This window comes from Streptomyces sp. Xyl84, from assembly GCF_059731885.1.
Genome location: NZ_AP029182.1, coordinates 3,429,546 through 3,453,569 on the forward strand (window position 1 = coordinate 3,429,546; position 24,024 = coordinate 3,453,569).

At 73.4% G+C, this 24,024-nt stretch carries 25 protein-coding genes; 5 read left to right on the forward strand and 20 right to left on the reverse strand.

Annotated elements, in window-relative coordinates; genetic code table 11:
- Nucleotides 1–107: 107 nt before the first annotated feature.
- Nucleotides 108–1,010 (forward strand): diacylglycerol kinase family protein, encoded by a 903-nt coding sequence (locus AC6I72_RS14830; RefSeq protein ID WP_498001252.1) that lies wholly within the window; start codon nucleotides 108–110, stop codon nucleotides 1,008–1,010.
- Between the two features lie 91 nt (nucleotides 1,011–1,101).
- Here AC6I72_RS14830 and AC6I72_RS14835 read toward each other — a convergent pair whose 3' ends face one another.
- Entirely contained in the window at nucleotides 1,102–1,596 is a 495-nt protein-coding gene (locus AC6I72_RS14835) for a GbsR/MarR family transcriptional regulator (protein ID WP_498001254.1), read from the reverse strand.
- A 111-nt stretch (nucleotides 1,597–1,707) separates the two neighbouring features.
- On the opposite strand from AC6I72_RS14835, the gene AC6I72_RS14840 reads away from it, so the two are divergent.
- Nucleotides 1,708–2,679 (forward strand): ABC transporter ATP-binding protein, encoded by a 972-nt coding sequence (locus tag AC6I72_RS14840; RefSeq protein WP_498001256.1) that lies wholly within the window; start codon nucleotides 1,708–1,710, stop codon nucleotides 2,677–2,679.
- 71 nt (nucleotides 2,680–2,750) lie between these two features.
- Complete coding sequence (locus AC6I72_RS14845) at nucleotides 2,751–4,352, forward strand: ABC transporter permease (RefSeq protein WP_498001257.1); 1,602 nt, start codon at nucleotides 2,751–2,753, stop codon at nucleotides 4,350–4,352.
- An 11-nt stretch (nucleotides 4,353–4,363) separates the two neighbouring features.
- On the opposite strand, the gene AC6I72_RS14850 is transcribed toward AC6I72_RS14845, so the two are convergent.
- From AC6I72_RS14850 to AC6I72_RS14860, 3 genes are all read right to left on the reverse strand, one after another.
- On the reverse strand, nucleotides 4,364–4,969 hold the full coding sequence (locus tag AC6I72_RS14850) for a Uma2 family endonuclease (protein ID WP_498001258.1): 606 nt from the start codon (nucleotides 4,967–4,969) through the stop codon (nucleotides 4,364–4,366).
- Between the two features lie 88 nt (nucleotides 4,970–5,057).
- Nucleotides 5,058–6,278, reverse strand: coding sequence for a cytochrome P450 (locus AC6I72_RS14855; protein ID WP_498001259.1), 1,221 nt, complete (start codon nucleotides 6,276–6,278; stop codon nucleotides 5,058–5,060).
- Nucleotides 6,279–6,349: 71 nt separating this feature from the next.
- Nucleotides 6,350–7,513 carry a YeiH family protein gene (locus AC6I72_RS14860; protein WP_498001260.1) on the reverse strand — a complete coding sequence of 388 codons (1,164 nt, stop codon included), beginning with the start codon at nucleotides 7,511–7,513 and terminating at the stop codon, nucleotides 6,350–6,352.
- A gap of 119 nt (nucleotides 7,514–7,632) precedes the next feature.
- Between AC6I72_RS14860 and AC6I72_RS14865 the strand changes: the two genes are divergently transcribed.
- Nucleotides 7,633–8,532, forward strand: a complete 900-nt coding sequence (locus AC6I72_RS14865; protein WP_498001261.1) for a LysR family transcriptional regulator — start codon at nucleotides 7,633–7,635, stop codon at nucleotides 8,530–8,532.
- A 20-nt stretch (nucleotides 8,533–8,552) separates the two neighbouring features.
- Here AC6I72_RS14865 and AC6I72_RS14870 read toward each other — a convergent pair whose 3' ends face one another.
- From AC6I72_RS14870 to AC6I72_RS14880, 3 genes are read right to left on the reverse strand one after another with little or no spacing between them, the layout of a single operon-like run.
- On the reverse strand, nucleotides 8,553–8,741 hold the full coding sequence (locus AC6I72_RS14870) for a DUF397 domain-containing protein (RefSeq protein ID WP_498001262.1): 189 nt from the start codon (nucleotides 8,739–8,741) through the stop codon (nucleotides 8,553–8,555).
- 37 nt (nucleotides 8,742–8,778) lie between these two features.
- Nucleotides 8,779–8,979: a DUF397 domain-containing protein gene (locus AC6I72_RS14875; protein ID WP_498004699.1), complete on the reverse strand. Its 201-nt coding sequence runs from the start codon at nucleotides 8,977–8,979 to the stop codon at nucleotides 8,779–8,781.
- An 8-nt stretch (nucleotides 8,980–8,987) separates the two neighbouring features.
- Entirely contained in the window at nucleotides 8,988–9,839 is an 852-nt protein-coding gene (locus AC6I72_RS14880) for a helix-turn-helix domain-containing protein (RefSeq protein WP_498001264.1), read from the reverse strand.
- Between the two features lie 218 nt (nucleotides 9,840–10,057).
- On the opposite strand from AC6I72_RS14880, the gene AC6I72_RS14885 reads away from it, so the two are divergent.
- Nucleotides 10,058–10,489 (forward strand): ATP-binding protein, encoded by a 432-nt coding sequence (locus tag AC6I72_RS14885; RefSeq protein WP_498001266.1) that lies wholly within the window; start codon nucleotides 10,058–10,060, stop codon nucleotides 10,487–10,489.
- On the opposite strand, the gene AC6I72_RS14890 is transcribed toward AC6I72_RS14885, so the two are convergent.
- The 13 genes from AC6I72_RS14890 to AC6I72_RS14950 form a co-directional block, all read right to left on the reverse strand.
- A complete protein-coding gene (locus tag AC6I72_RS14890; RefSeq protein WP_498001267.1) occupies nucleotides 10,459–11,133 on the reverse strand; it encodes a response regulator in 675 nt (224 codons plus the stop codon). The two genes, AC6I72_RS14885 and AC6I72_RS14890, sit on opposite strands and share 31 nt — an antisense overlap.
- On the reverse strand, nucleotides 11,130–12,476 hold the full coding sequence (locus AC6I72_RS14895; protein ID WP_498001269.1) for a sensor histidine kinase: 1,347 nt from the start codon (nucleotides 12,474–12,476) through the stop codon (nucleotides 11,130–11,132). The genes AC6I72_RS14890 and AC6I72_RS14895 overlap by 4 nt, the downstream gene beginning before the upstream one ends.
- Nucleotides 12,477–12,588: 112 nt before the next feature.
- Nucleotides 12,589–13,263, reverse strand: a complete 675-nt coding sequence (locus tag AC6I72_RS14900; RefSeq protein WP_498001271.1) for a response regulator — start codon at nucleotides 13,261–13,263, stop codon at nucleotides 12,589–12,591.
- A complete protein-coding gene (locus AC6I72_RS14905) occupies nucleotides 13,260–14,648 on the reverse strand; it encodes a sensor histidine kinase (RefSeq protein WP_498004700.1) in 1,389 nt (462 codons plus the stop codon). The genes AC6I72_RS14900 and AC6I72_RS14905 overlap by 4 nt, the downstream gene beginning before the upstream one ends.
- Before the next feature lie 59 nt (nucleotides 14,649–14,707).
- Nucleotides 14,708–15,904 carry an acyltransferase family protein gene (locus tag AC6I72_RS14910; protein WP_498004701.1) on the reverse strand — a complete coding sequence of 399 codons (1,197 nt, stop codon included), beginning with the start codon at nucleotides 15,902–15,904 and terminating at the stop codon, nucleotides 14,708–14,710.
- A gap of 53 nt (nucleotides 15,905–15,957) precedes the next feature.
- Nucleotides 15,958–17,046 (reverse strand): alpha/beta hydrolase, encoded by a 1,089-nt coding sequence (locus tag AC6I72_RS14915; protein ID WP_498001272.1) that lies wholly within the window; start codon nucleotides 17,044–17,046, stop codon nucleotides 15,958–15,960.
- Between the two features lie 317 nt (nucleotides 17,047–17,363).
- Complete coding sequence (locus AC6I72_RS14920) at nucleotides 17,364–18,329, reverse strand: alpha/beta hydrolase family protein (protein ID WP_498001273.1); 966 nt, start codon at nucleotides 18,327–18,329, stop codon at nucleotides 17,364–17,366.
- Nucleotides 18,330–18,686: 357 nt separating this feature from the next.
- The gene (kynU, locus tag AC6I72_RS14925) at nucleotides 18,687–19,901 is read right to left on the reverse strand and encodes a kynureninase (protein ID WP_498001274.1); all 1,215 of its coding nucleotides are present in this window, start codon (nucleotides 19,899–19,901) and stop codon (nucleotides 18,687–18,689) included.
- Nucleotides 19,894–20,751: a tryptophan 2,3-dioxygenase family protein gene (locus AC6I72_RS14930; RefSeq protein ID WP_498001275.1), complete on the reverse strand. Its 858-nt coding sequence runs from the start codon at nucleotides 20,749–20,751 to the stop codon at nucleotides 19,894–19,896. Before AC6I72_RS14930 ends, kynU begins: the two co-directional genes overlap by 8 nt.
- 146 nt (nucleotides 20,752–20,897) lie before the next feature.
- Nucleotides 20,898–21,311, reverse strand: coding sequence for a DUF3151 domain-containing protein (locus AC6I72_RS14935; protein ID WP_498001276.1), 414 nt, complete (start codon nucleotides 21,309–21,311; stop codon nucleotides 20,898–20,900).
- A gap of 89 nt (nucleotides 21,312–21,400) precedes the next feature.
- Entirely contained in the window at nucleotides 21,401–22,432 is a 1,032-nt protein-coding gene (fbaA, locus tag AC6I72_RS14940; protein ID WP_498001277.1) for a class II fructose-bisphosphate aldolase, read from the reverse strand.
- 163 nt (nucleotides 22,433–22,595) lie between these two features.
- On the reverse strand, nucleotides 22,596–23,144 hold the full coding sequence (gene pyrE / locus AC6I72_RS14945; protein ID WP_498001278.1) for an orotate phosphoribosyltransferase: 549 nt from the start codon (nucleotides 23,142–23,144) through the stop codon (nucleotides 22,596–22,598).
- 10 nt (nucleotides 23,145–23,154) lie between these two features.
- Nucleotides 23,155–23,943: an aldose epimerase family protein gene (locus tag AC6I72_RS14950; RefSeq protein ID WP_498001279.1), complete on the reverse strand. Its 789-nt coding sequence runs from the start codon at nucleotides 23,941–23,943 to the stop codon at nucleotides 23,155–23,157.
- Nucleotides 23,944–24,024: the final 81 nt, after the last annotated feature.

Genomic DNA, 24,024 nt, shown 5'->3' on the forward strand with positions numbered 1-24,024 from the left:
CGCACACCCGTCGGACCGGATGCCCCGGAATAGACGAAGCCCCTGGCGCAATAGCGCAAGGGGCTCTTGCACAAAGATGCTACCCGAGGAAGCGAGGCAGGACCGAGGTGGCGACCTATCCGACGTCCGATCCGCTGCTGGTGGTCATCGACCCGGGCGCCCGGCGGACCGACGGGGAGTCCGTACGGATCGCGAAAGACGTGCTCAGCGCGGGTGCGGCCACGAAGGTGTGCCTGCCGGACGGCCCGGAGGAGTTCGCCCGCGCGCTGGCGCGGCGCGGCTCGCGGCGACCGGTGGTGGTCGGTGACGACCACGCGCTGCTGCGGGCGGTGACCGTACTGCACCGCAGGCGGGAGCTGGCCGGATGTGTGCTGTCCGTCGTACCGGTCGGGGGTGTCATGCACCTGGCCCGTTCGCTGGGCGTGCCGACGGGGCCGGTGGCGGCGGCGCGCGCGGTGCTCGACGGGGCCGTACGCCGTCTGGACCTGCTCGTCGACGACAGCGACGGGGTGGTGCTGGGCGCACTGCACATCCCGCCCCTCGACCTCGGGGACGCTCCGCCGGACGGCACGGCGCTCGACGCGGCGGCGGGGGCGGGGTCCGCGACGCCGTTGGGCGGGGGCGCGGGCGCGGGCCGCGACTGGCTGCGGACCTGCCAGTCGCTGGTACGGACCCTGGTGGCCCGCCCGCCCCGGACGGCGACCGACACGGCGCCCGCGCCCTCGCGGCTGCGGGTGGAGGTCGACGGGGTGGCCGTGGTGGACCTGGACCAGCCGGTGGAGGCGGTGTCGGTCGTCCCGGGCGCCCGGGGGATGGCCGAGGTGGAGGTCCGTCCGCTGTCGGGACCCGGCGCGGAGGCCTCGCCGCTGCTGGCCGAGGGGCGCACGGTCACCGTTTCGGGGGCGCACTTCCGCTACCGGGCGGACGCGGTGGTGTCCGGACCGGTGCGGACGCGGACGTGGACGGTGCGGGAGGGGGCCTGGGGGCTGGTGGTGCCCGCGCAGGCCTGAGCCTGCGGCGGCCGGAAGCCGTCGGTGCCCCGCTGGTGTCGAGGGCGCAGCAGCCGCAGGGCGCCTAAAGGGAACTTCCTCGCGGTCGCAATCACCCGAACAACCGTTCCCGGTGGGTGCGCCAGCGGGTCATCATCGCGGCGATCTCGCCGTCGATGAACTCGAAGAAGGCCAGGGTCTCGGCAAGTCGGCGGCCGGCGGGAGTGCCGGGGCCCAGGCTGTCGACGCCCTCGCGCAGCGCGTGCTCCCAGCGTTTGATGACCGCCTCGCGGCTGGTGAGCGCCTCGTACCACTGGTCGGCGTGGACGCGGTAGCGCTCGCGGCGCGAACCGGGCTCACGCTCGCGCGAGACCATGTGCACCTGCGCCAGGTAGCGCACCGCTCCGGAGACGGCAGCCGGGCTGATCCGCAACCGCTCGCCCAGCTCGGCGGAGGTGAGGGTGCCGCTGTCGGAGGCCAGCAGCGCGGCGAAGACGCGGGCCGGCATCCGGGCCATCCCCGCCTCCACCAGCTGCGCCGCGAAGCTCTCCACGAACTTCGAGACCGCCTCGGAGTCACGGTCCGTCTCCGGCGTCCCGTCCGTCATGTCCGCACCATCTCCCCTGACTCCCCTGACCGGCCCCTGCGCCACGGCCGCTCCAAGTTTATGCGCTTCCTTAACTTCACAAGTTTCTGAAAGAAGCGTACTTTCCGAAGCATGACGAAAGCCCACGGCGCTCACCGCCCGGCGGCCGACCCCGCCGTCGAGGTGTCCGCACTGCACAAGACGTTCGGCCGGACCCCCGCCTTGAACGGCCTCGACCTGACCGTCGCTGCAGGCGAGGTGCACGGCTTCCTCGGACCCAACGGCGCAGGCAAGTCCACCACCATCCGCGTCCTGCTCGGCCTGCTGCGCGCGGACGCGGGCACCGCGCGCGTGCTGGGCCGCGACCCGTGGGCCGACGCGGTCGAGGCACACCGCCGGATCGCGTACGTCCCCGGGGACGTGACCCTGTGGCGCAACCTCTCCGGAGGCGAGGTCATCGACCTGTACGGCAGGCTGCGCGGAGGTCTCGACGCGCGGCGCCGCGCCGAACTCGTCGAACGCTTCGAACTGGACCCCACGAAGAAGGGCCGCACCTACTCCAAGGGCAACCGGCAGAAGGTCGCTCTCGTCGCCGCCTTCGCCTCCGACGTCGACCTGCTGATCCTGGACGAGCCGACCTCCGGCCTCGACCCGCTGATGGAGGAGGTCTTCCAGCGCTGCGTCGCCGAGGAACGCGACCGCGGCCGCACGGTCCTGCTCTCCTCCCACATCCTCAGCGAGGTCGAGCAGCTGTGTGACCGGGTGAGCATCATCCGGGCCGGCCGTACGGTCGAGAGCGGCTCGCTCGCCGACCTTCGCCACCTGACCCGCACCACCGTCTGCGCCGAACTCGCCGGCCCGCCGAACGGACTGGCCCACCTGCCCGGCGTCCACGACCTCGACGTCCACGACCTCGGCGGCCAGGGCAGCCGGGTCCGGCTCCAGGTGGACACCGCCAAGCTGAACGCGGTGCTGCGCTCACTGAGCGAGTCGGGCGTCCGGTCGCTGACGTCGACGCCGCCTACCCTGGAGGAGCTGTTCCTGCGGCACTACGCCGCCGAGTCGGCCGAGTCCGCCAAGTCGGCCGCCGAGGCCGCACGATGAACGCCCCGGCCGGCGCGCGACGGGCAGGCGCACGACAGGGAGGCGCACGTCAGGCAGGCGTGCCGGGCGGCGTGCGCGCCGGACGCGCGGGCGGCTCCCGCGCACTGGCCGGCACCGCACCTCTGCTGCGGCTGGCGCTGCGCCGCGACCGCGTGCTGATCCCCGTCTGGGTCGCCGTGAACGCGCTGATGGTCCTCTCCATGCCGCACACCCTCGAGAGCCTGTACGCCACCCCCGCCGACCGGGCGGGTCTCGTCCGGCAGATGGCCACGAACAGCTCGCTGCGTGCCCTGGTCGGCCCCGTGTTCGGCGATTCGCTGGGCGCGCTGACGGCCTGGCGGGCCGGCGTGTACGCCGGGGTTCTGGCCGCCGTCACCGGCCTGCTCGTCGTCGTCCGGCACACCCGGGACGAGGAGGAGAGCGGACGGCAGGAGCTGGTGTCGTCCGGCATGGTCGGCCGTCGCGCGCCGCTCACCGCCGCGCTGCTGACGGCCGCCGTCGCGAACGCGGCCGTGGCCGTGCTGATCGCCGTCGGCCTCACCGGACAGGGCACCTCCGGCGCGCTGGCGCTCGGCCTCGGTGTGGCGGGCGTCGGCGCGGTCTTCGCCGCGGTCGCCGCCGTCGTCGCCCAGTTGACGGAGAGCGCCCGGCTGGCCCGCGGTCTGACCGCGGCGGTCCTCGGGGCGGCCTTCGTGCTGCGCGCGGCGGGCGACGCGGGGGCAGGGGGCGCCGGAGGAGGCTCGTCGGTGCTGACCTGGCTGTCCCCGCTCGGCTGGCTGGAGAATGTGCGGTCCTTCGCCGGTGAACGCTGGTGGGTGCTGGGCCTGTTCGCCGCCGCGACGGCCGTGCTGACCCTGCTCGCCCACCTGCTCGCCGGACGCCGTGACCTCGGCATGAGCTTCCTGCCCACCCGGCCGGGGCCCGCCGCGGGACGGCTCGGCACCGCGGGCGCGCTGGCCTGGTGTCTGCAGCGGGGCTCCCTGCTCGGCTGGAGCACCGGGTTCCTGCTCGCCGGGGTCGTCTTCGGCGGGATGACAAACGGCGCGGCCGACCTGGTCGGCGGCAACGAGCGGACCCGCGAGATCTTCCAGCGGATGGGCGGCCATGCGGGCCTTGCGAACGCCTTCCTCGCCTCGATGACCCAGATCCTCGGCCTGGTCGCCGCGCTGTACGTCGTCTCGTCCGTGCTGCGGCTGAGCGGCGAGGAGGGCTCGGGCCGTGCGGAGCCGGTGCTCGCGGGCGCGGTGGGGCGGCTGCGGTGGGCCGCCGGGCACCTGGTGATCGCCTTCGGCGGCTCGGCCCTGCTCATGCTGCTGGCCGGGCTCGGCCTCGCGGCCGGTTACGGCCACCGGCCGGGCGCGCTGCTGGGCGCGTGTCTCGTGCAGGTGGCGGCGGTGTGGGTGGTCGGCGGCGTCGCCGTCCTCCTGTACGGCCTGCTTCCGCGCGGCGCCGTGGCGGCGTGGGGCGTGGCCGGTGCGGTCCTGCTCCTCGGCTGGATCGGCCCGGCGCTGAACCTCCCTCGCACGGTGCTGGACCTCTCCCCCTACGGCCACCTCCCGAAGCTGCCGGGCGGCGAACCGGGGTGGGGACCGGTGACGGTGCTGCTCGGGGTGGCGGTGGTGCTGGTGGGCGCGGGACTGGCGGGGGTGCGGCGGCGGGATCTGGCGGGCTGAGGGCGGGCGCGTCAGTTCATGTACTGCTTCAGGTCCTCGGTGTCGAGTTCGATACCGACGGGCGCGGGGAGGAGGGCCTTGTCGCCGAAAGCGACCACATGGGTCCTCCGGTAGCCGACCTCGAGGTCCGGCTCGGAGTGCACGACGACCGAGCGGCTGTCACGGTCGATCAGCAGGTAGACCGGAATACCCGCCGCACCGTATGCCCGGGGCTTCTCCACCCGGTCGCGGTCGTGGGTGTCCGAGTCGTACGACGTGATCTCGACCGCCATCAGCACGCCGTCCGGGTCGGCCCAGTCGCCCTGGCCGTTGAAATAGCCCACCGGCGCGAGCGCGCCGTCGGGCCGGGCACGTCCCTTCCGGTACGCCTCGACTTTCAACCCCTGGCCCGTTGTGTTGAGGGTGAGGTCGGGCCGTGCCTCCTTGCACCGGAAAGCCAACCACATGGCGATCTCACCGTGGCTGCCGTTCGTCACCTTCCTGACCCCGATCCGTCCGTCGATGAACTCGAACCTGACGGCGTCGTCGGTCTCCGTGGCCGCGAACCGGGCGATCCGCTCGAACTCCTCCACCGACATCTGGGACGTCTGCGACGTGCGCTCTGCCATAACCGTCATGGTGCCTCCCTCCGCAGGCGTGCACCAGCTTGCCGAGCAGTTGATCAGCGGCGCGGCGGTTCCTCCAAGTGATCAGCCGAACGGGTGATCAGCCCAGCTCCACGCCCAGTCCCTTCAGGCCGCGCATCACGAAGTTCGGGCGGCGCTCCGGGTCCGCCGTCGGGCGCAGGGTAGGGGCCTGTTGCAGGAGGGCCGTCATGGAGGCGGCCAGTTCTATGCGGGCCAGGGGGGCGCCGATGCAGTAGTGGATTCCGGCGCTGAAGGAGATGTGGGGGTTGTCGGCGCGGGTGAGGTCCAGGCGGTCGGGCGCCGTGAACACCTGCGGGTCGTGGTTGGCCGAGCCGAAGAGCAGGGCGATCTCCGCGCCCCGAGGGATCGTCGTGCCGTCGATCTCGATCTCGTCCAGCACCCACCGTTCGAAGAGCTGCAACGGGGTGTCGTAACGCATCAGTTCCTCGACGGCGGACGGGACCAGGGAGTGGTCCGCGCGCAGGGCCGCCAGCTGGTCCGGGTGGCGGAACAGGGCCCACCAGCCGTTGGCCGTCGCGTTCACCGTGGCCTCGTGACCGGCGTTGAGGAGCAGTACGGCCGTGGAGATCATCTCCTGCTCCGTGAGCCGGTCGCCCTCGTCGTGCGCCGCGATCAGCCCGGAGACCAGGTCCTCGCCCGGCTCGGCGCGGCGGACCGCGATCAGCTCACGGAGGTACTGCGAGAACTCCACCGACGCCCGCACCGCCTTCGCCGCCGTCTCCCGCGACGGATTCAGCTCGTACATCCCGCAGATGTCGGCCGACCAGGGCCGCAACCGGTCCCGGTCCTGCTCCGGGATGCCCAGCATCTCCGCGATCACCGCGACCGGCAGCGGTTCGGCGACCTCCGTCAGCAGGTCGCCGCCGCCCGCGGCCACGAGCGCGGCGACGAGTTCGTCCGCCAGACGGTGGACATACGGTTTCAGGCGCTCCACCGTCCGCGGGGTGAACGCCTTCGAGACCAGGCGCCGGATCCGGGTGTGGTCCGGCGGCTCCAGGTCGAGCATGCCGTGGTCGTTGAGGACGTGGAACGGTTCGTGCTCCGGCGGGGGCGGGGTCCGGCCGAAGTCCTCGTGCGTGAACCGGTGCTGGTAGGTGCGGCCCAGCCGCCGGTCCCGCAGCAGCGCCGACACGTCCGCGTGGTGCGGGACCAGCCACTGGTCGCTGGGCTCGTAGTAGAGCACCCGGCCCCGGGCGCGCAGCTCGGCGTAGGCGGGGTACGGGTCGGCGACGAACGCCGGGTCCCACGGGTCGAACGCGAGGTCGGACACAGCCGTCATGGACGGACGATAGGCCGCCCGGCCGGCCCGTGCCCACCCCCCGCGGGGAGGAACCGCGGGGGCGCCCGGGCTCACCAGGAGCCGGTGAGGAACTGCAGGCAGAGTGAGGTGACCGTCACCACGCACCACAGGGCGGCCCCCAGGAGCAGCGGGCGGGGGCCTGCCCGGCGCAGGGCCCCGAGGTCGGTGGACAGGCCGATCGCGGAGAGGGCCACCGTGATGAGGAAGACGGACAGCGTGTTCAGGCCGTGGTGCGCCGCGGCCGGGACGAGCCCGACGGTGTTGGCCAGGGCGGTCAGCAGGAACCCGACGAGGAACCAGGGCACGAGCGCGAAGACGTTCGAACGCGCGGTGCCAGGGGTGTGCTGGGACCGGTGAGTCGCGTGGGCCGCCTGCGCCGGACGGGTCGCCTGACCCGAATGAGCCGGCTGAACGCGGGCGACTGGCCGGGGCGGGGGAACCGGGGCAGCCGCCGGAGTCCGGTGAGCCGGGGCATCCGCCTGTGCCGGCTCGGCGGGGACCGCCGCCGTGGCCGCGGCGCGGCGCCTGGCCAGCGCGGCCAGTCCCAGGCAGACGGGAATGATGAGCAGGGTCCGCGTGAGCTTGACGACGACCGCGTACTGCCCGGCCTCGTCCCCGTAGGTGGTGGCCGAGGCGACCACCGAGGACATGTCGTTGACCGCGGTGCCCGCGAACAGCCCGAAGGCGTGCTGGCCCATCCCCAGCAGGTGCCCGAGGAACGGAAAGAGGAGCACCGCCGCGATGTTGAAGAGGAAGATCGTCGAGATGGCGTAGGCGACCTCGGCGCCGGCGGCCCCGATGACCGGGGTGACCGCCGCGATGGCGGAGGCCCCGCAGATCCCGGTGCCCACCCCGATGAGGGTCCGCAGGTCACCGCCGATACCCAGCCTGCGGCCCACCAGGTACGCGGCCCCCAGGCAGGCGGCCAGCGAACCCACCATCACCGGCAGGGAACCGCCCCCGACCTCCACGACCCGCCCCAGTGACAGCTGGCACCCGAGGATGACCACCGCGAGCTGGAGGACGAACCGGCTCGCGGTGGCGATCCCCGGCTGGAACCGCGCGCCCGGACGCCGCACCGCGGCCACCAGGACGCCGATGACGACGCCGAAGACCGGGCCCCCGACGACGGGGAACCGTCCGCCCGCCACGGTCGCCACCGCGGCCACGACCACCGCGAGCAGCAACCCGGGCACCTGCTTGACCTGTCTCATGATCTTCACTGTGGACAGCCGCTGACCAGGCCGGTAGCCCACGGTTCAGCGGGACGTCATAGCCCGTGGGAATGACCGGGCCCACTGACTGGAACCGATCCCGTCCGTATGCTGAGACCATGAGTGCTCCCCCGGACGTCGAGTCGCTGCGGCTGCTGGTGCTCGTCGGAGAGCTGGGCAGCCTCGGCCGCGCCGCCGGGGAGCTGGGCATCACCCAGCCGTCCGCCAGCAAGCGGCTCTCGGCGCTGGAACGCAGGCTGGGCCTGCCGCTCGTCGACCGCACCCGGCGCGGGTCCCGGCTGACGGCCGACGGGCAGGTGGTCGCCGGGCGGGCCCAGCGCGTCCTCGACGAACTGGACGCGCTGATGACCAGCGTCGAGGCCCAGCGCGGCCGGCTCGACGCCACGCTGCGGATCGCCGCGAGCATGACCGTGGCCGAGCACCTGGTCCCGGAGTGGATCAGCGAACTCTGCACCACCCACCCGGACCTGCACGTCGGCCTGCGCGTGACCAACAGCGAGCACGTTCCCGAGCTGCTGCACGGCGGCGAGGCCGAGATCGGGTTCATCGAGTCGCCGCGTGTACCCCGGGGCCTGCACAGCAGGACGGTGGCCACCGACCGGCTGCTCGTCGTGGTCGCGCCCACCCACCCCTGGGCCCGGCGCCGCTCCCCGCTGACCACGCGGGAACTGGCCGCCACGCCGCTCGTCGTCCGCGAGCGGGGTTCGGGGACCCGGGTCGCCCTGGAACAGGCCCTGCGCCGGGCCGGGGCCGAGGAGGCCCGCCCGGTCCTGGAACTGGGCTCGGCCACCGCCGTGCGCGGCGCGGTGATCGCCGGAACCGGTCCGGCGGTGATCAGCGAGCTGGCGGTACGGACCGATGTCGCCGACGGCCGCCTCGTCCCCGTGCGCGTGGAGGGCGTGGAGCTGCGCCGCTCCCTGCGCGCGGTGTGGCCGGCCGGCCGGTCACTGGTCGGCCCGGCCGCCGACCTCCTGACCATCGCATCCCGCCCCCGCTGAATCTGCCTCCGGGGCGCGCGTCACCCGACGGGCCGGTGGTTCCGCTTCACGGCCTCGATGAACGCGGCGAAGGAGGGGGCGGGGACGGAGAGGGCGCCGCGGGCGGGGGCTTTGGAGTCGCGGATGGCTATGCGGGCGGTGAGGGCGGCGATCTCGACACAGGTGTTGCCCTCGCCGCCGCCGGAATACGTCGACTTCCGCCAGCGCATTACGGCTCTTCGTCCGGTGAAACTCCCTCCGAATGCGTCATCCGGCAGACCAGGGATGCCGCTTCACGGCCTCGATGAACGCGGCGAAGGAGGGTTCGGGGACGGAGAGTGTTGCGCGGGTGGGGGCTTTGGAGTCGCGGATGGCTATACGGGTGGGCAGGGCAGCGATCTCGACGCAGGTGTCGCCGTCGCCGCCGCCCGAGTAGGTGGACTTGCGCCAGCGCAGGGCCTCGGTCATGGCTCGGCTCACAGCTCCTTCGTCAAGCGGTGGATGAAGTCCCGCGACGCGACAGAGTCCAGCGACGCGTCCTGAATTCTACGAAACAGTGTCCGAAGCTGCTCCAGTTGTGCGTCCGCATCGATGAACGCGACACCTGTAGGAGCGTCCCGGAGACCGGTGTCCAGCTTGGGCAGGGGGCCGCCCGCGTACATCATCGAAATCCCCGCACCGCCGAAGCCGTCCCGATCGAACGGGATGACCCGGACATTGGCGTGGCCCTCTTCGATCTGACTGAGGACCTGCTGGAGTTGAGCGCGCGAGGCATCACGGTCAGCCACGCGGACGCGGAGAGCACACTCGTGGATCAGTGTCTCGTACGAGGTCGGACTGTCGCCCTCAATCACAACGCGTCGCTTCATTCGGTGTTCCACGCGAGGTTCCAGCTCGCTCTCGGGCATGCCGGGATGAACGTAGGTGTAGAGCGCACGAGCGTAGTCAGCGGTTTGCAACAGCCCTGGTACGTGGGTGATGACGACCTCCCGCAAGAAGGTCGCGTGATGCTCGGCTTCGGCGGTGTCTTGGAACACCGGCGGCAGTACCCCGCGGTACTCCTCCCACCAGCCGCGCGTGCGATCGGTCGCCATCGCCACGAGCGCGTCGATCAACGCTTCGTCCGTACACGCGTAGTGGGCCGCGAGCCGCCGCACTCGTTCTTCGCTGACGCCCGCGAAACCCAGTTCCATCTGACTGATCTGGGCCGACGTCGAGTTCAGCAGTTGCGCTGCCTCGCGCGCCTTCAGCCCGGCCGCCTCCCGCAAGCGCCTCAGCTCGGTACCCAGGCGCACTTGCCGTGCGGTGGCGTGACTCCTCAGCGGCACCCGCCCTCCTCAAGTAGGCGTGCCTCGTTCGAGCGTCAGAATACGGCAGGCGGTTGCGCGGGCAATATTTATTGCCCTACCGTCGGTGACGCGACGCACACTCTGCGAAACCCCGGGGTACCGGAAGCGCACCGCTCCGTCCTGCCATGGCGGGTGCGGCAATGCCACCGCCCGGAGGCCGCCTCCCTCTCCTCACCTCTTCGGAACGGAGCCGACGCATGCCCGGAAACGAGCCCTGGGAGTACTCCCTCTACATCCCCAACGACCCCCGCGCCGTCACCATCAGCCGCCGCACCCTCCGTCTGATCCTCACCATGCACGGGCTGATCCGCCTCGTCGACGTCGCCGAACTGCTCGCCGCCGAGCTGGTCACCAACGCCGTGCTGCACACCAAGGGCCCTGCCGCGCTGCGGGTGCGCTGGTCGGGCACCACCTTGCGGATCGGGGCCTGGGACGCCGACCCCGAACCACCCCGGGCGCCCGAGCGGTTGGCGGACCTGACCGACGACGAAGCCGGCCGGGGGCTCGGACTGGTCCGGGCCTGCGCGGACGTGTGGGGGTGGCACCCCCTCTCCAGGTTCGGCAACCGGGGCAAGTACGTCTGGTGCGAACTCGCCGGTCAGCCCGGTGTCACCAGCCGCGCCTCGTAGGCGAACACCGCGGCCTGCGTACGGTCCCGCAGGCCCAGTTTCACCAGCACCCTGCTCACATGGGTCTTGATCGTCGACTCGGCCACCACCAGCCGCTCGGCCATCTCCGCGTTCGACAGGCCCTGCGCGATCAGGACCAGCACCTCCGTCTCCCGCTCGGTCAGGTCCCCGTACGCGGCCTGCGCACCGGCCGGCGGACGCGGCGGCTCGGACATCCGGGAGAACTCCTTGAGCAGCCGCCGGGTGACCGAGGGGGCGAGCAGCGCCTCACCGGCCGCCACCACCCGCACGCCCTCGGCGAGCTGCCGTGCCGAGGCGTCCTTGAGCAGGAAACCGGCGGCTCCCGCCCGCAGCGCCTGGTACACGTACTCGTCGAGGTCGAAGGTGGTCAGCACCAGCACCTTGGACGTGCCGTCCCCGGCGACTATCTCCCGTGTCGCCTCGATGCCGTTCAGCTCGGGCATGCGGATGTCCATCAGAACCACGTCCGGGGACAGCTCGCGCACCTTCACGACCGCCTCCCGGCCGTTGACCGCCTCACCGACGACCTCTATGTCCGGCATCGCGTTGAGCAGGACCGAGAAGCCCTCGCGCACCATCATCTGGTCGTCGGCGATCAGTACCCGGATCGTGCTGTCCGTCATGCGCCTTCCCCGGTCGGTGCGGTGACGGGCAGGAACACCGCCACCTCGTAGCCACCGCCGTCCGCGGGGCCGGCCGTCATCTCACCGTTCAGCATCGACACCCGCTCCCGCATGCCGGTGATGCCGTGACCGGCGCCGGGCGAGGGCTTCACCAGGGACGTCTCCGGGACCGGGCCGTTGACGATCCGCAGGCCGAGACCGCCCAGCACGTAGGAGACCTCGACGCGGGCCGTCGCGCCCGGCGCGTGCCGCAGACTGTTGCTCAGGGCCTCCTGCACGATCCGGTACGCCGACAGCTCCACGCCCGGCGGAAGTTCGCGCACCGCGCCGGTCCGCACCTTCTCCACGCTCAGACCCGCCTCCCGCACGTTCGCCAGGAGCGTGTCCAGGTCGGCGAGGGTGGGCTGCGGGGCCTCCGGGGCCTCGTAGTCCTCGGCGCGGACGACACCCAGCACGCGGCGCAGCTCGGTCAGGGCCGCGACCGCGTTCACCCGGATCGTGGCGAAGGCCTTCTCCAGCTCCGGCGGCGGGTCCTGGACCCGGTAGGGGGCGGCCTCGGCCTGGATGGCGACCACGGACATGTGGTGCGCCACCACGTCGTGCAGCTCGCGGGCGATGGTGGTGCGCTCCTCCAGCAGGGTGCGGCGGGAGCGCTCGTGCGCGGTGACCGTCTGCTGGGCGCTGACCGTCTGCTCGGCCTCCCTGCGTATGTGCCAGACGGTGACGCCCAGCAGGACGAAGGCCGACACCAGCAGCATCGGTCCGGAGTTGTTCTCGAAGTGGTAGCCGAGCACGGCCTCGGCCGCGGAGCAGTAGAGCGCGGTGATCAGCCACATCCAGGCCGCCGTGCGCGGCCGGGTTCGTACGGCCACGACCGTGAGCACGGTCAGGTAGGAGATGAAGTTCTCGGGTCGCCAGGGCCACAGGCCCCAGCTGCCGGAGACGATCGACGTGCCCGCCGTCGCGGCCAGGGCCAGCCAGAAGGCCAGGGCGGGGCGGCTCAGGGTCAGCAGCGGCGGGACCAGGACCGCGAGGGCGTAGAGCGGGGCGGTGACGCTGCCCTGGGCGTTCAGCCACGCGGCGATCATGGTCACCACGGCGACGGCCGCCACCAGGGTGTGCGGGGTCCAGGCCGCGTACCCCCGGATGCGGCCCGGCAGCCGGCCGGCCAGCGGGCCGCCGGTGTTCATCGGGGGCAGCGGGCGGTAGGCGGAGGCGCCGTGGAACAGGTCCTCGCGCAGTCCGCGCAGCGCGTTGGCCGCCAGCCGGTACTCGGGGCTGCGGGGCTTGTACGGGCTGAACGCGCCGTCCGGCGCCGTCTGCGTCTGAGTCGTCTCGGTCACGATGAGAACGGTAGGCGGCGGCGCGGGTCGCGGTCGTCCCCTTTGAGAGGGGTCCTGCGGGCTCCCTCTCAGGTACTACGGGTACGGCCCGGACCACCGTCAGGACCGCCGGTCAGTACCCCGAGGGCCGCACCAGACCCGACTCGTACGCGAACACCGCCGCCTGCGTGCGGTCCCGCAGGCCCAGCTTCACCAGGATGCGGCCGACGTGGGTCTTCACCGTCTGCTCGGCGACGACCAGGTGCTCGGCGATCTCCGCGTTGGACAGGCCCTGGGCGATCAGGGTGAGCACTTCCGTCTCGCGTTCGGTGAGGTCGCCGACGCGGGCCTTCAGGGGGGTGCGGGGTCTGCCGTTCATCCGGGAGAACTCGGCGATCAGTCTGCGGGTGATCCCCGGCGCCAGCAGCGCGTCACCGGCCGCGATCACGCGGACCGCCTCGGCCAGCTGGTCGGCGGAGGCGTCCTTCAGCAGGAAGCCGGACGCGCCGGCGCACAGCGCCTCGTACACGTACTCGTCGAGGTCGAAGGTGGTCAGCACCAGCACCTTGGTGCCCGGCCTCTCGCCGGTGACCCGGCGGGTGGCCTCGATGCCGCTCATCTCGGGCATGCGGATGTCCATGAGGACGACGTCCGGGGCGAGTTCGGCGACCTTGGCGACGGCGTCTGCGCCGTCCACGGCCTGGCCGGTCACCTCGATGTCCGGCTGGGTGTTGAGCAGCACGGTGAAGCCCTGCCGGACCATCTGCTGGTCGTCGGCGATGAGGACGCGGATGGTGCCGCTGCTCATGGGGTCTCTTCTCCTGTCGGGGGCGGTGGGCCCGGTCTGGCGGTCTCCTGCGGGGCGCGGGACGTGTCCGTCGGCTCCAGGGCGAAGACGGGAGCGACGGCCGGGTCGGGGTACTCGACGGGCAGGCCGAACGGACCGGTGTCCGCGAGGGGGGCCGTGCCGTCGCGGGGCAGGAAGGCCGTGACGGCGAAGCCCCCGTGCAGTGTCCTGGCGGCGGTGACGTGGCCGCCCAGCATGGCCGCCCGCTCACGCATGCCCAGCAGCCCGTGCCCGGCGCCCGGGGAGGGCGCGACGGGCTTTCGCGGGCGGGAGCTGACCACGCTCAGGTACAACCCGTCGGGGAGGTGCGTGACCTCCACACGGACCGTCGAACCGGGGGCGTGCCGGAGGGCGTTGCTGAGGGCCTCCTGGACGATGCGGTACGCCGACAGCTCCACGCCCGGCGGATAGGGCAGCGGCCGGTTCCGGGTGTCCTCCGTCTCCAGGACGACCGCCAGTCCGGCGGCGCGCGTGTTCTCGACCAGGGCGCCGAGCCGGTCGAGCGTGGGCTGCGGGCCCTGCGGCGCCACCCCGGTGCCCGGCTCGCCCAGACCGTAAGGGTCCTCGGGGTTGGGCGAGCGCAGCACACCGAGCACGCGGCGCAGTTCGGCCAGGGCCTCCAGCGCGTTCTGCCGGATGCCGGCGAGGTTCTCCTTCAGCTCGTCGGAGGGGTTCTCCGTCAGGTGCGGGGCGACCTGCGCCTGGATGGAGATGACCGACATGTGGTGGGCGACCACGTCGTGCAGCTCACGGGCGATGCGGCTGCGCTCCTCCAGCAGGGTGCGGCGGGCCCGCTCCTCCGCCGTGAGCGAGGTCTGGCGGCCCAGCGCCGCCCGCGCCTCGCGGCGGCCCCGCAGGGCCGCACCGAGCACCACCGCGACCGCGAACAGGGCCACCGCGGCGACCCCGGTGGGCTGGTAGTCCACGGCGCCCCAGAGGCCCTCGATGGCATAGGTGACCAGCGCGGACACGGCCAGCGCCTCCGCGGCGACCCGGGCGCGCACCCGCAGGGCGAGCAGCAGCAGGACGAGGAGGTGACCGATGAGTCCGGCCGCCGTCCACGGCCAGGGCCGCATGTAGGCGGCCGTCAGCCTGTCGTGCATCGCGACCGCCGCCACCACCGTGACCGCCGTCGACAGCCACCACGCCGGGACCGGCCGCCACAGGGCGAACACCACCGCGCCGGCCTGGCCGAACGCGATGAGCAGCGTGTACGTGAGCGGCAGCCCGCCCTTCTCATGGAGCTGGGCCGGGGCACCGGCCAGGACCCCGACCGCGGCCAGCCACACCATGCCGTGCGGGAGCCAGCGCAGCCAGACCGAGGGCGGCATGGGGTCCGCACCCATGGTCCACAGGTCGTCGCGCAGCGTCCGCAGCCCCCGCCGGACGCGGGTCTCCCCTCGGATCACGCGTCCACCCTAGAGCGCGGCGCACGCGCCGACGTGGGCCGGTGGGCGCGGGCCACGCGTGAGGAGCGGCGGCCGGTGCCGTGTTCGCAGCCGCGGAACGCCGCCCAGCACACCGCCAGGGCCAGCGCGAAGACCGGGAGCCAGGCCAGGCGGGCCGCCACCCAGCCCAGGCCGTCGGGAGCGGTGTGCAGGCCGGGGAGGCGGCCCGCGAGGGTGCCCACGGCCGTGGTCGCCATCAGGGCGGTCTGGTGCCACAGGAACACGGTCATCGCGGAGAGGTTGACCAGGGCGACGGCCGCCCAGGCCAGCGGGCGGCGCATCAGGCGGGCGAGCCGGTCCCTCAGCAGCAGGGCCAGGCCGCACTGGGCCACACCGAAGGTGACGGCGGCCAGGGTCGGCGGGTCGAGGTTGGAGACGGCCGCACCCGGGACGCCGACCATCGACGCCGGATACCCGGCCCGGGCGACCAGCGCGGCCGTCGCCACCGCACCGCCGGCCAGCAGCAGCCGGCCCGCACGGCGGCTGTCCAGTTCGCCGCGGGTCCAGGCAGCCCCGAGGGTGTACGGCACGAGCCAGCCCGCCGGGAGGTTCAGCCAGCCGAGCCAGCCCGGCGCGCCGAGGCCGAAGCGGAGGAGGTCCACGTGCAGGACGACGGCCAGCGGCCACAGCGGGCTGAGCCGGGTCAGCAGCGGGGTCGCGGCCGTCAGCGCCGCGAAGACCAGCAGGAACCACAGGGGGGACAGCGCAAGCTTGACCAGGGTGCGGACCGTGCCCGGGTCCGCACCGTTCAGCAGGAGGGCGGCCGCCACCGTCACCCAGAGGGCCAGGACGGCGGCGGCCGGCTTGAACAGGCGGGACAGCCGGGCGCGCAGCCACCGCGGATAGCTGGTGCCGCGGGCCCGGGCGGACGCATGGCTGCGGGTGGCCACATGGCCGCCGACGAGGAAGAAGACGGCCAGGGTCTGGAAGACCCAGGAGATGGGCGCCAGCCAGGGCATGGAGTGCAGGGGGCTCTCGGTGTGCAGCCTCGGGTGGGGGTGGGTGCCGGTGTCGGCGACCAGCGCCGTGACCAGCCAGTGGCCCAGGACCACGCCGAGGATCGCGAACGCGCGGAGCGCGTCCACCGACCGGTCCCTCCCGGACGGGGTGGCGGCGTCGATCCGCTGGGCCACGGCCCGTATCCGGGCGGGCACGGGGACGTGGAGGCGCGCGGCGGAGGCCTCTCGCGCGGCACGGGTCCGGTCGGTCACCGCAGCTCCTTCGGGGTGCCCAGGACGATCCGGGCCAGGTTGGTCAGGGACGGGGACCCGGGGGTGAAGTAGGCGCTGTGGCCGCCCTCTCCGGCCGGGAAGACACGGGCGCCGAAGGCCGGGTCCACGGGATCGGTGCCGAAGCCGACGGTGGTGCCGAACAGGTCGGCCCGCACATGCGGCACGTTCGCGACCCAGTCGCCGGCGCCGCGGGCCGCCCACACGCGAGCCGGTGTGTGCAGCCCGGCCACGGAGGCGGCACCCGTGCCGGGGCTGCCGATCAGGGCGATGTCACTGACCTCCAGGCCGGCGGCGGCCCGGCCGCAGACCACCGAACCGTAGGAGTGGCACACCAGCGCCAGGTGCGGTGGCCGGCCCGGCGCGCCCACCACGGCCCGCAGGTCGTGCACCAGCCGCCGCAGCTCCGGGGCCGCCCGGTCGGCGCGCCCGGTGGTGAGGACGGTGGTGCTGACGGTGCCCGGCGTCTCGTAGCCGAGCCAGGCGACGACCGCCGGGTGCGCGGTCCGCGGGGCCTGGCGGGTCAGTTCGCGGTACAGGGCCAGCGCGCCTGCCCGGAAGCGACCGTAGGTGTCGAGGGAGGTGTCGGAGCCGGGGACGAGGACCGCCACGCGGTCCGCGTGCGCCAGGTCGCCGAGCACCTCGGTGACCCGGCCGGGACCGCGCCCGTCGAAGCCGAGCACCTGGCTGGACCGGGAAGCCAATTGCCGGTCCACGGCCGCGCGGTGCGCGTCTCCGTGCGCGGCGGCCATGCGGGCCGCCTGCGCGGCGTCGGCCCGGTTGGCCGCGTAGGCCGTGGTCAGTGTCGCCCGCGTCGGGGCGGCGAGGACGGCCGGGGCCGGGGCGGGGATGACTGGGCGGGCCGCCGCCGACAGCGGCACCACCACCGCCGCGATGACGAGCAGCGCGAGGAGGGCACGGCGCCAGCTGTGGGCGGGACGGCGCCCCGCCGCGGGGCGCGCTTCCGTGTCAGGGCGCACTTCCGTGCCGGGGCGCGCTGCTGTCTCGGGAGGTGCTCCCGTCGCGGGGCGTGCCGCCGTCGCGCCCTTCGTCCGTTCGGTCCCCATGACCCGCATCCCCCTCCGCCGCCCGTCCGCCGGGCTCGCATGGAAGGGAAATTACGGATCCGGGGACGTCGTCCGCGTCCCGCCGCAGAGCTGTTCCCGGCCGTAGCTCTCAGGTACTACGGGTATGACCGGGACCCGCGCCACCGGGCGCTGCCCCCGTGCGCCGGGCCCGGCCGTCACGGACGGACCGGGGGCCGCCCGCCGCGCGCGCAGGAATCCTTCCGCCCGCGCAGGAGCCGCGCCCGCCCGCGCAGAAGCCGCGCCCGCCCGCGCGGGTGACGCCACCGGCATGGATCGCGCGGCAGCATGACCCCGGCTCACCAGGCCAGTTGGGCGATCTCCTCCACCACCACCGCGCACGCGTCCGCCGCCGGGTCGATCAGCGGGAAGTGGCCGACCTCCTCCAGCAGGGTCAGGCCCACCACCTCGCCGGCCTTCGCCGCCGCCTCCGTGTACGCCTCCGCCACGGCGTGCGGCACGTCCACGTCCGCCCGCCCCTGCACCACGGTCGTCGCGATACCGGTGGGCAGCAGCAGGGAAGGATCCGCGTACGCCCGGCGCGTGGCGAACTCCTCCGGACCACCGAGCAGTTGCAGCCCCGCTTGACCGCACACGTTCAGTTTCCCGGCGACCTCGAAGTCGGCGATCGGGGCGAGGGCGACCACGCCGCGCAGCAGCGCCGGGCGGTCGGTGCGCCAGGGGGCGTCGGCGGGCAGGACGTGCCGCGCCGCCGCCCACAGGGCCAGCTGGCCGCCCGCCGAGTGGCCGGTGAGCACGGTGCGGCGGGCGTCCGCCTGCGGCAGGGCCTCCCGTGCCAGCGCGGGCAGCGCGTCGAGCGCCGCCGCCACGTCGTCGAAGGTGTCCGGCCAGCGGCCCGCCGCCGGCGCCCCGCCCTCCTGCCCCCCGGCCCCGGCGGACGGGGCCGGCGAGGCGCCGCGCCGGTACTCCACATTGGCCACGGCGAAACCCCTGCGCGCGAGGAAGGCCGCGAAGGGGGTGATGTGGCGGCGGTCGTACGGCGCCCGCCAGGCGCCGCCGTGCAGCACCACGACGAGCGGGACGGAACCGGGATCCGCCGCTCCCCCGGCCTCCGCCGAGGTCCCGCGCGGGGCGTAGAAGTCGATCACCTGGTCGGGGTGGTCGCCGTACGCGGCGGTGCTGTCCGGGTCGACGGCCGGGTGCGAGAGGACGGCCTCCTCCTCCGCCGCGGCACGCGCGGCGGCGCCACCGCCGGCGGTGTTCTCCGGTTCTGCGGCAGCGCGGGATGCGGCGGCGTCCGGCATGCTCCAACCTCTCAGCGACGGAACGGAATTGGCGGATCGGAACGAAGACGACGGACGGGACCGATCAGGAGCGGGTCCGGCCGTTGGCGGGGACGGTACCAGGCCGGTGACGTGCACCGACACGCGGATGTCACGCTCGGTGAGGCCAGCGGCCCCGACGGCGCGGCGGCCCGGTGGCAGGACCGGGCGGCCCGACGGCCCGGGGACCCCCGGGCCCGACGGCCCGAGGACCCGGTGGCCCAGAGGCACGACGACCGACCCGGCGGCCCAGAGGCACAGCTCCCCGGGGGCCCGGGGACCCCCGAGCCCGGGGGCGCAGGCACCGGCACGCCCCCGCCCCCGGACCGCACCGGCCGCCTACGCCTCGCCCAGCACCGCCGCCAGCACCCGCGCCGCCCGTTCCGCGTCACCGAACCCGACGTAGAGCGGTGTGAAGCCGAAGCGGAGGACGTCGGGGCGGCGGAAGTCGCCCACCACACCCCGTTCGATCAGCCGCTTCATCACGGTCCCGGCGTCCGCGCACCGCAAGGCCACCTGGCTGCCCCGCTGCCCGTGCGCCGCCGGAGTCACCGATTCCACGCGTCCGGCGGGCACGTACGCGGCGACGCACTCCAGGAAGAAGTCCGTCAGCGCCAGGGACTTGGCCCGCACCGCCTCGATCGGCACTCCGTCCCAGACCTCCAGGGACGCCTCCAGGGCGAGCAGGGACAGGATGTCCGGCGTGCCGACCCGGCCCCGCAGCGCGCCCCGCGCCGGCTCGTACTCCGGGCGCATGCCGAAGGGCTCGGCGTGCGAGTTCCAGCCGGGCAGCGGGGAGTCGAAACGGTCCTGAAGGCCTCGGCGGACGTACAGGAACGCCGGTGACCCCGGGCCGCCGTTGAGGTACTTGTACGTGCAGCCGACCGCCAGGCCGACGCCGTGCTCGTCCAGGCCGACCGGCAGGGCGCCCGCGCTGTGGCACAGGTCCCAGACGGCGTACGCCCCCGCCGCGTGCACCGCCGCCGTCAGGGACGGCAGGTCGTGCAGGCGGCCGGTGCGGTAGTCGACGTGGTTGAGCAGCACCGCGGCGGTGCGCCCGGACAGCGCTCCGGGCACGTCCCCGGGCGCGACCGGACGCAGGGTGCAGCCGGTCATCCGGGCGGCGGACCCCGCGATGTACCCGTCCGTGGGGAAGGTCGTGGCGTCGACGAGGATCTCGTCGCGCGGGCCACCGGCCTGCGCACCGCCCGCCTCGCGGGCCATCCGCACCGCCGCCACCAGCGCCTTGAAGACGTTGACGCTGGTCGAGTCGCCCACCACGATCTGCCCGGGCGCCGCGCCGACCAGCGGGGCGATCCGGTCGCCGATCCGTTCGGGCGCGGTCCACCAGCCGCTCTCGTCCCAGGAGCGGATGCGCAGCTCACCCCACTGGCGGCGCACCACGTCCGCGACCCGGTCCGCAACGTGCGCCGGGAGCGCGCCCAGCGAGTTCCCGTCGAGGTAGACCACCTCGTCCAGGACGAACCGGTCGCGCACCGCGCCCAGCTCGTCGGCGGCGTCCAGCGCCTCCGCCCTGCTCAGGAGTTCAGACATGCGACCGCGCCGTCCACAGCTCGGGGAACACGTTCTTCTGCGCCCGCTTCTCCAGCCAGGCCACACCGGCGGAGCCACCCGTGCCGGACTTGGCGCCCATCGCGCGCCGGGTCGCGACCAGGTGGTCGTTGCGCCATCGCCACACCAGCTCGGCCACGTCCGTCAGCGCCTCGCCGAGCCGGGCGAGTTCGTCATCCGGGTCGCCCTCGTACAGCGCCGTCCAGACGGCCTCCACCTCCTGCGAGGGCTCGTGGCGCAGCGACACGTCGCGCCGCAGGACGGCGTCCGGGACGGGGTGCCCGCGCCGGGCCAGCAGCCGCAGGACCTCGTCGTAGAGGCTCGGCTCGTGCAGCGCCTTCTCCAGTTCGGCGTGGACGCGGGGCGCGCCGCGGTGCGGGACGAGCATCGACGCGGACTTCTCGCCGAGCAGGAACTCCATGCGGCGGTACATCGCCGACTGGAAACCGGAGCCCTCGCCGAGGGCACCCCGGTAGCTGTTGAACTGGGCGGGCGTGAGCTGCCCGAGCGGCTTCCAGGAGGCGTTCAGCGCCTCCAGCTCCCGGACGGACCGCTTGAGCGCGGCCCTGGCGGTGGGGACGTCGTCGGCGCGCAGCGCACGGGCCGCCGTCTCCCACTCGTGGACGATGACGGTGAACCACAGCTCCATGACCTGGGTGGTGACCAGGAAGACCATCTCTCCGGGGTCGTCGGAGAGGGTGTGCTGGAGGTGGGTGAGCACGTCCGCCTTGACGTAGTCCTCGTACGGTGTCGTGCCTTCGAAGTCGAGATGCGGGGTCTCGGGCTCAGCTGCGTCTGCGGGACTGGGCGTCTGTTGAGCCTGGTGGGACATCGCTGTCTCCTGCATGTACTCCGGGTAGCGGTCCGCCCTGCCGTTACCGGCACGGGGCCCCGGTCCCCGACGGCATCCTCCGCAATGTTCCCAGGAAACCGCAAGGCCCGCCCGCGCACGGCGGACGGGCCGGGACGTGCCACGGATCAGCCCAGCACCTCGGCCGCCGTCGGGGAGGAGTCCTTCAGGAACTCCGAGCAGCGCTCGTACTCCTCCTTCTCGCCGATCGCGCGGGCGGCGCGGGCGAGGGCGTGCAGGGCGCGCAGGAAGCCGCGGTTGGGCTCGTGCTCCCAGGGCACCGGGCCGTGGCCCTTCCAGCCGCTGCGGCGCAGGGCGTCCAGACCGCGGTGGTAGCCCGTGCGGGCGTAGGCGTACGACTCCACGACGCCGCCCCGCTCGTACGCCTCGTCGGCCAGCAGGGCCCAGGCCAGCGAGGACGCCGGGTACTTCGCGGCGACGTCGGTGGCGGAGGTGCCGCCGGCCAGCAGCTCGCGCGGCCCCGGGTCGTCGGGCAGGTGGGTCGGGGGCGGTCCCCCGAGGAGGTTCTCGTGAATGGCCATGGGCACCAGTCTGCGTCATGCCGGGAGCGGACGTGCGAGGGCCCGGCACCCCGGGGCGGGATGCCGGGCCCCTCGTGCGCCCGCGGCCGCTACTTGATCCTGGTCCCCGTCGAGCGCAGGTTGCCGCAGGCCTCCACCACGCGCGTGGCCATGCCGGCCTCGGCCAGCTTGCCCCAGGTGCGCGGGTCGTAGGTCTTCTTGGAGCCGACCTCGCCGTCGACCTTCAGGACACCGTCGTAGTTCTTGAACATGTGGTCGACGACCGGACGCGTGAAGGCGTACTGCGTGTCGGTGTCGATGTTCATCTTGACCACGCCGTTCTCCAGGGCGGTGCGGATCTCCTCCTCCGTGGAGCCGGAGCCGCCGTGGAAGACGAAGTCGAACGGCTGGCTGCCGGCCGGGCGGCCGTACTTCTCCGCGACGCCTTCGTTGAGGTCCTTCAGCAGGTCGGGGCGGAGGACGACGTTGCCCGGCTTGTACACGCCGTGCACGTTGCCGAAGGAGGCGGCCAGCAGGTAGCGGCCCTTGTCACCCAGGCCCAGCGCCTCGGCGGTGCGGATCGCGTCCTCGACGGTGGTGTACAGGGAGTCGTTGATCTCGTGGGAGACGCCGTCCTCCTCACCGCCGGTCGGGGTGATCTCGACCTCGAGGATGATCTTGGCGGCGCGGGCCTGCTCCAGCAGCTCCTGCGCGATCCGGAGGTTGTCGGCGAGGGTCTCCGCGGAGCCGTCCCACATGTGGGACTGGAACAGCGGGTTCAGACCGGCCTCGACGCGCTTCTTGGAGAGCGCGAGCAGCGGGCGGACGTACCCGTCGAGCTTGTCCTTGGGGCAGTGGTCGGTGTGCAGCGCGATGTTGACCGGGTACTTCTCGGCGATGATGTGCGCGTACTCGGCCAGGGCCACGGCACCGGTGACCATGTCCTTGCTGTACTGGCCGCCCAGGAACTCGGCACCACCCGTGGAGATCTGGACGATGCCGTCGCTCTCCGCCTCGGCGAAGCCGCGCAGCGCCGCGTTCAGGGTCTGCGAGGACGTCACGTTGATGGCCGGGTAGGCGAACTTGCCTGCCTTCGCCCGGTCGAGCATCTCGTTGTAGACCTCGGGGGTTGCGATGGGCATCTGTCCGCTCCTTGTATGTGCGGGGTGCGTTCTGCGTACTTACGGCCCTGACCTAGGGAGTGACGTCATCGTCGGCCCCATCTTCGCAGACGGAGCCCGATGCTTCGGACACCCTGTCCAGCCTGTGGATGACCGGGTCGCGCGGCCCGCACCCCGCCCCGGATCAGTCCAGTCCCAGGTCGTCCTTGGAGTACGCGAACACGTACGGCACGCCCGCCCGCTCGGCGATCGCCTCGGCCGCGCCCGTGGCCCGGTCGACGATCGTGGCGACCGCGACGACCTCCGCGCCGGCCTCCCGCAGCGCCTCCACCGCGGTCAGCACCGAGCCGCCGGTGGTGGAGGTGTCCTCGACGGCGAGCACCCGGCGGCCCGCGACCTCGGTGCCCTCGATACGGCGCTGCAGACCGTGCGCCTTGCCCGCCTTGCGCACGACGAACGCGTCGAGCGTCTTCCCGCGCGCGGCGGAGGCGTGCAGCATCGCGGTGGCCACCGGGTCGGCGCCCAGGGTGAGGCCACCGACCGCCTCGTAGTCCAGGCCGGCGGTCAGGTCGAGCATGACCTGACCGACCAGCGGTGCGGCCACACCGTCGAGGGTGATGCGGCGGAGGTCGACGTAGTAGTCGGCTTCCTTGCCCGACGACAGGGTCACCTTGCCGTGCACCACGGCCTTGTCCTTGATCTGCTGCAGCAGCTCGCCGCGAACGTCGCTCATGGCAGTCAGCTTAAGCGCGGCGCCAGGCCCAGGTGGTCGTGGCCTCCAGCGGTTCCAGCGGCGTGACCAGGCGCGGGTGGGTGTTGAGGCCGTCGGGCGGGCCGGTCTGCGGCTCCACGCACACCGCGCTCTCCTGCTCGTCGTAGACGACGACCCACTCCTCGGGGCTGGTCACCTTCAGCTCCAGCTGCCCCGGCCAGGTGAGGCTGACGTCGACGCCGCCCGGCATGCCGAAGCAGTCGTCCCAGGGTCCCGGGCGCGGGTCGACGCGGCGGCCGGTGGGCAGGTGGTCGTCGCCGCGCTCCTCCTGCCAGCCGGGCTCGAACGCGAGCCGCACGTCCTGCCCGCCCAGGTTGCGGTGGAACCACGGGTGCCAGCCGATCTGCGCCGGGAAGGAGGAGTCGTACGTCTCCACGGACATCGACAGCGTCAGGGCGTCCTCGGTCAGTGCGACCACCTGGGTGACCCGGCCGGGGTAGGGCCAGGGGTCGACGAGGTCGTACGTCATCACGGCCTCGCCCGCCGAGGTGCGGGCGGTGCGCCAGGCGCCGTCGCGGGCGGTGCCGTGGATGGCGTGCGGCGGGGAGTTGAGCGGCATCTGGTGGACCGTGGCGCCGTCACGGAACCTGCCCTCGCGGATCCGGCCGCACCAGGGGACCATCGGGAAACAGCCGAACCGGTCGCCCTGGCGGAGCAGTTCGAGCCCGCCCACCCGCAGTCCTCCGACGCGGCCGCCGTGGCCCGGCCGTACGGTCGCTTCCGCGTCGCCCGCGGTCAGCGTGATGTCTTCGTCGCTCACGGAACGAGGCTACTGGGCCGATCAAGGGGACGTGCCGTTCCCGAGCCGTGCTCCACCCCAGGTCGTCCCGCGGCCGTGGCG

What these genes read in the sequence shown, in the direction of transcription:
- AC6I72_RS14930 (WP_498001275.1), bottom strand. Translation starts at nt 20,751, where the DNA reads ATGTCCCACCAGGCTCAACAGACGCCCAGTCCCGCAGACGCAGCTGAG.
- AC6I72_RS14860 (WP_498001260.1), bottom strand. Translation starts at nt 7,513, where the DNA reads ATGAGACAGGTCAAGCAGGTGCCCGGGTTGCTGCTCGCGGTGGTCGTG.
- AC6I72_RS14855 (WP_498001259.1), bottom strand. Translation starts at nt 6,278, where the DNA reads ATGACGGCTGTGTCCGACCTCGCGTTCGACCCGTGGGACCCGGCGTTC.
- pyrE (WP_498001278.1), bottom strand. Translation starts at nt 23,144, where the DNA reads ATGAGCGACGTTCGCGGCGAGCTGCTGCAGCAGATCAAGGACAAGGCC.
- AC6I72_RS14850 (WP_498001258.1), bottom strand. Translation starts at nt 4,969, where the DNA reads ATGACGGTTATGGCAGAGCGCACGTCGCAGACGTCCCAGATGTCGGTG.
- AC6I72_RS14870 (WP_498001262.1), bottom strand. Translation starts at nt 8,741, where the DNA reads ATGCGCTGGCGGAAGTCGACGTATTCCGGCGGCGGCGAGGGCAACACC.
- fbaA (WP_498001277.1), bottom strand. Translation starts at nt 22,432, where the DNA reads ATGCCCATCGCAACCCCCGAGGTCTACAACGAGATGCTCGACCGGGCG.
- AC6I72_RS14920 (WP_498001273.1), bottom strand. Translation starts at nt 18,329, where the DNA reads ATGCCGGACGCCGCCGCATCCCGCGCTGCCGCAGAACCGGAGAACACC.
- AC6I72_RS14840 (WP_498001256.1), top strand. Translation starts at nt 1,708, where the DNA reads ATGACGAAAGCCCACGGCGCTCACCGCCCGGCGGCCGACCCCGCCGTC.
- AC6I72_RS14875 (WP_498004699.1), bottom strand. Translation starts at nt 8,979, where the DNA reads ATGACCGAGGCCCTGCGCTGGCGCAAGTCCACCTACTCGGGCGGCGGC.
- AC6I72_RS14890 (WP_498001267.1), bottom strand. Translation starts at nt 11,133, where the DNA reads ATGACGGACAGCACGATCCGGGTACTGATCGCCGACGACCAGATGATG.
- AC6I72_RS14915 (WP_498001272.1), bottom strand. Translation starts at nt 17,046, where the DNA reads ATGGGGACCGAACGGACGAAGGGCGCGACGGCGGCACGCCCCGCGACG.
- AC6I72_RS14900 (WP_498001271.1), bottom strand. Translation starts at nt 13,263, where the DNA reads ATGAGCAGCGGCACCATCCGCGTCCTCATCGCCGACGACCAGCAGATG.
- AC6I72_RS14885 (WP_498001266.1), top strand. Translation starts at nt 10,058, where the DNA reads ATGCCCGGAAACGAGCCCTGGGAGTACTCCCTCTACATCCCCAACGAC.
- AC6I72_RS14935 (WP_498001276.1), bottom strand. Translation starts at nt 21,311, where the DNA reads ATGGCCATTCACGAGAACCTCCTCGGGGGACCGCCCCCGACCCACCTG.
- kynU (WP_498001274.1), bottom strand. Translation starts at nt 19,901, where the DNA reads ATGTCTGAACTCCTGAGCAGGGCGGAGGCGCTGGACGCCGCCGACGAG.
- AC6I72_RS14905 (WP_498004700.1), bottom strand. Translation starts at nt 14,648, where the DNA reads ATGGGTGCGGACCCCATGCCGCCCTCGGTCTGGCTGCGCTGGCTCCCG.
- AC6I72_RS14865 (WP_498001261.1), top strand. Translation starts at nt 7,633, where the DNA reads ATGAGTGCTCCCCCGGACGTCGAGTCGCTGCGGCTGCTGGTGCTCGTC.
- AC6I72_RS14835 (WP_498001254.1), bottom strand. Translation starts at nt 1,596, where the DNA reads ATGACGGACGGGACGCCGGAGACGGACCGTGACTCCGAGGCGGTCTCG.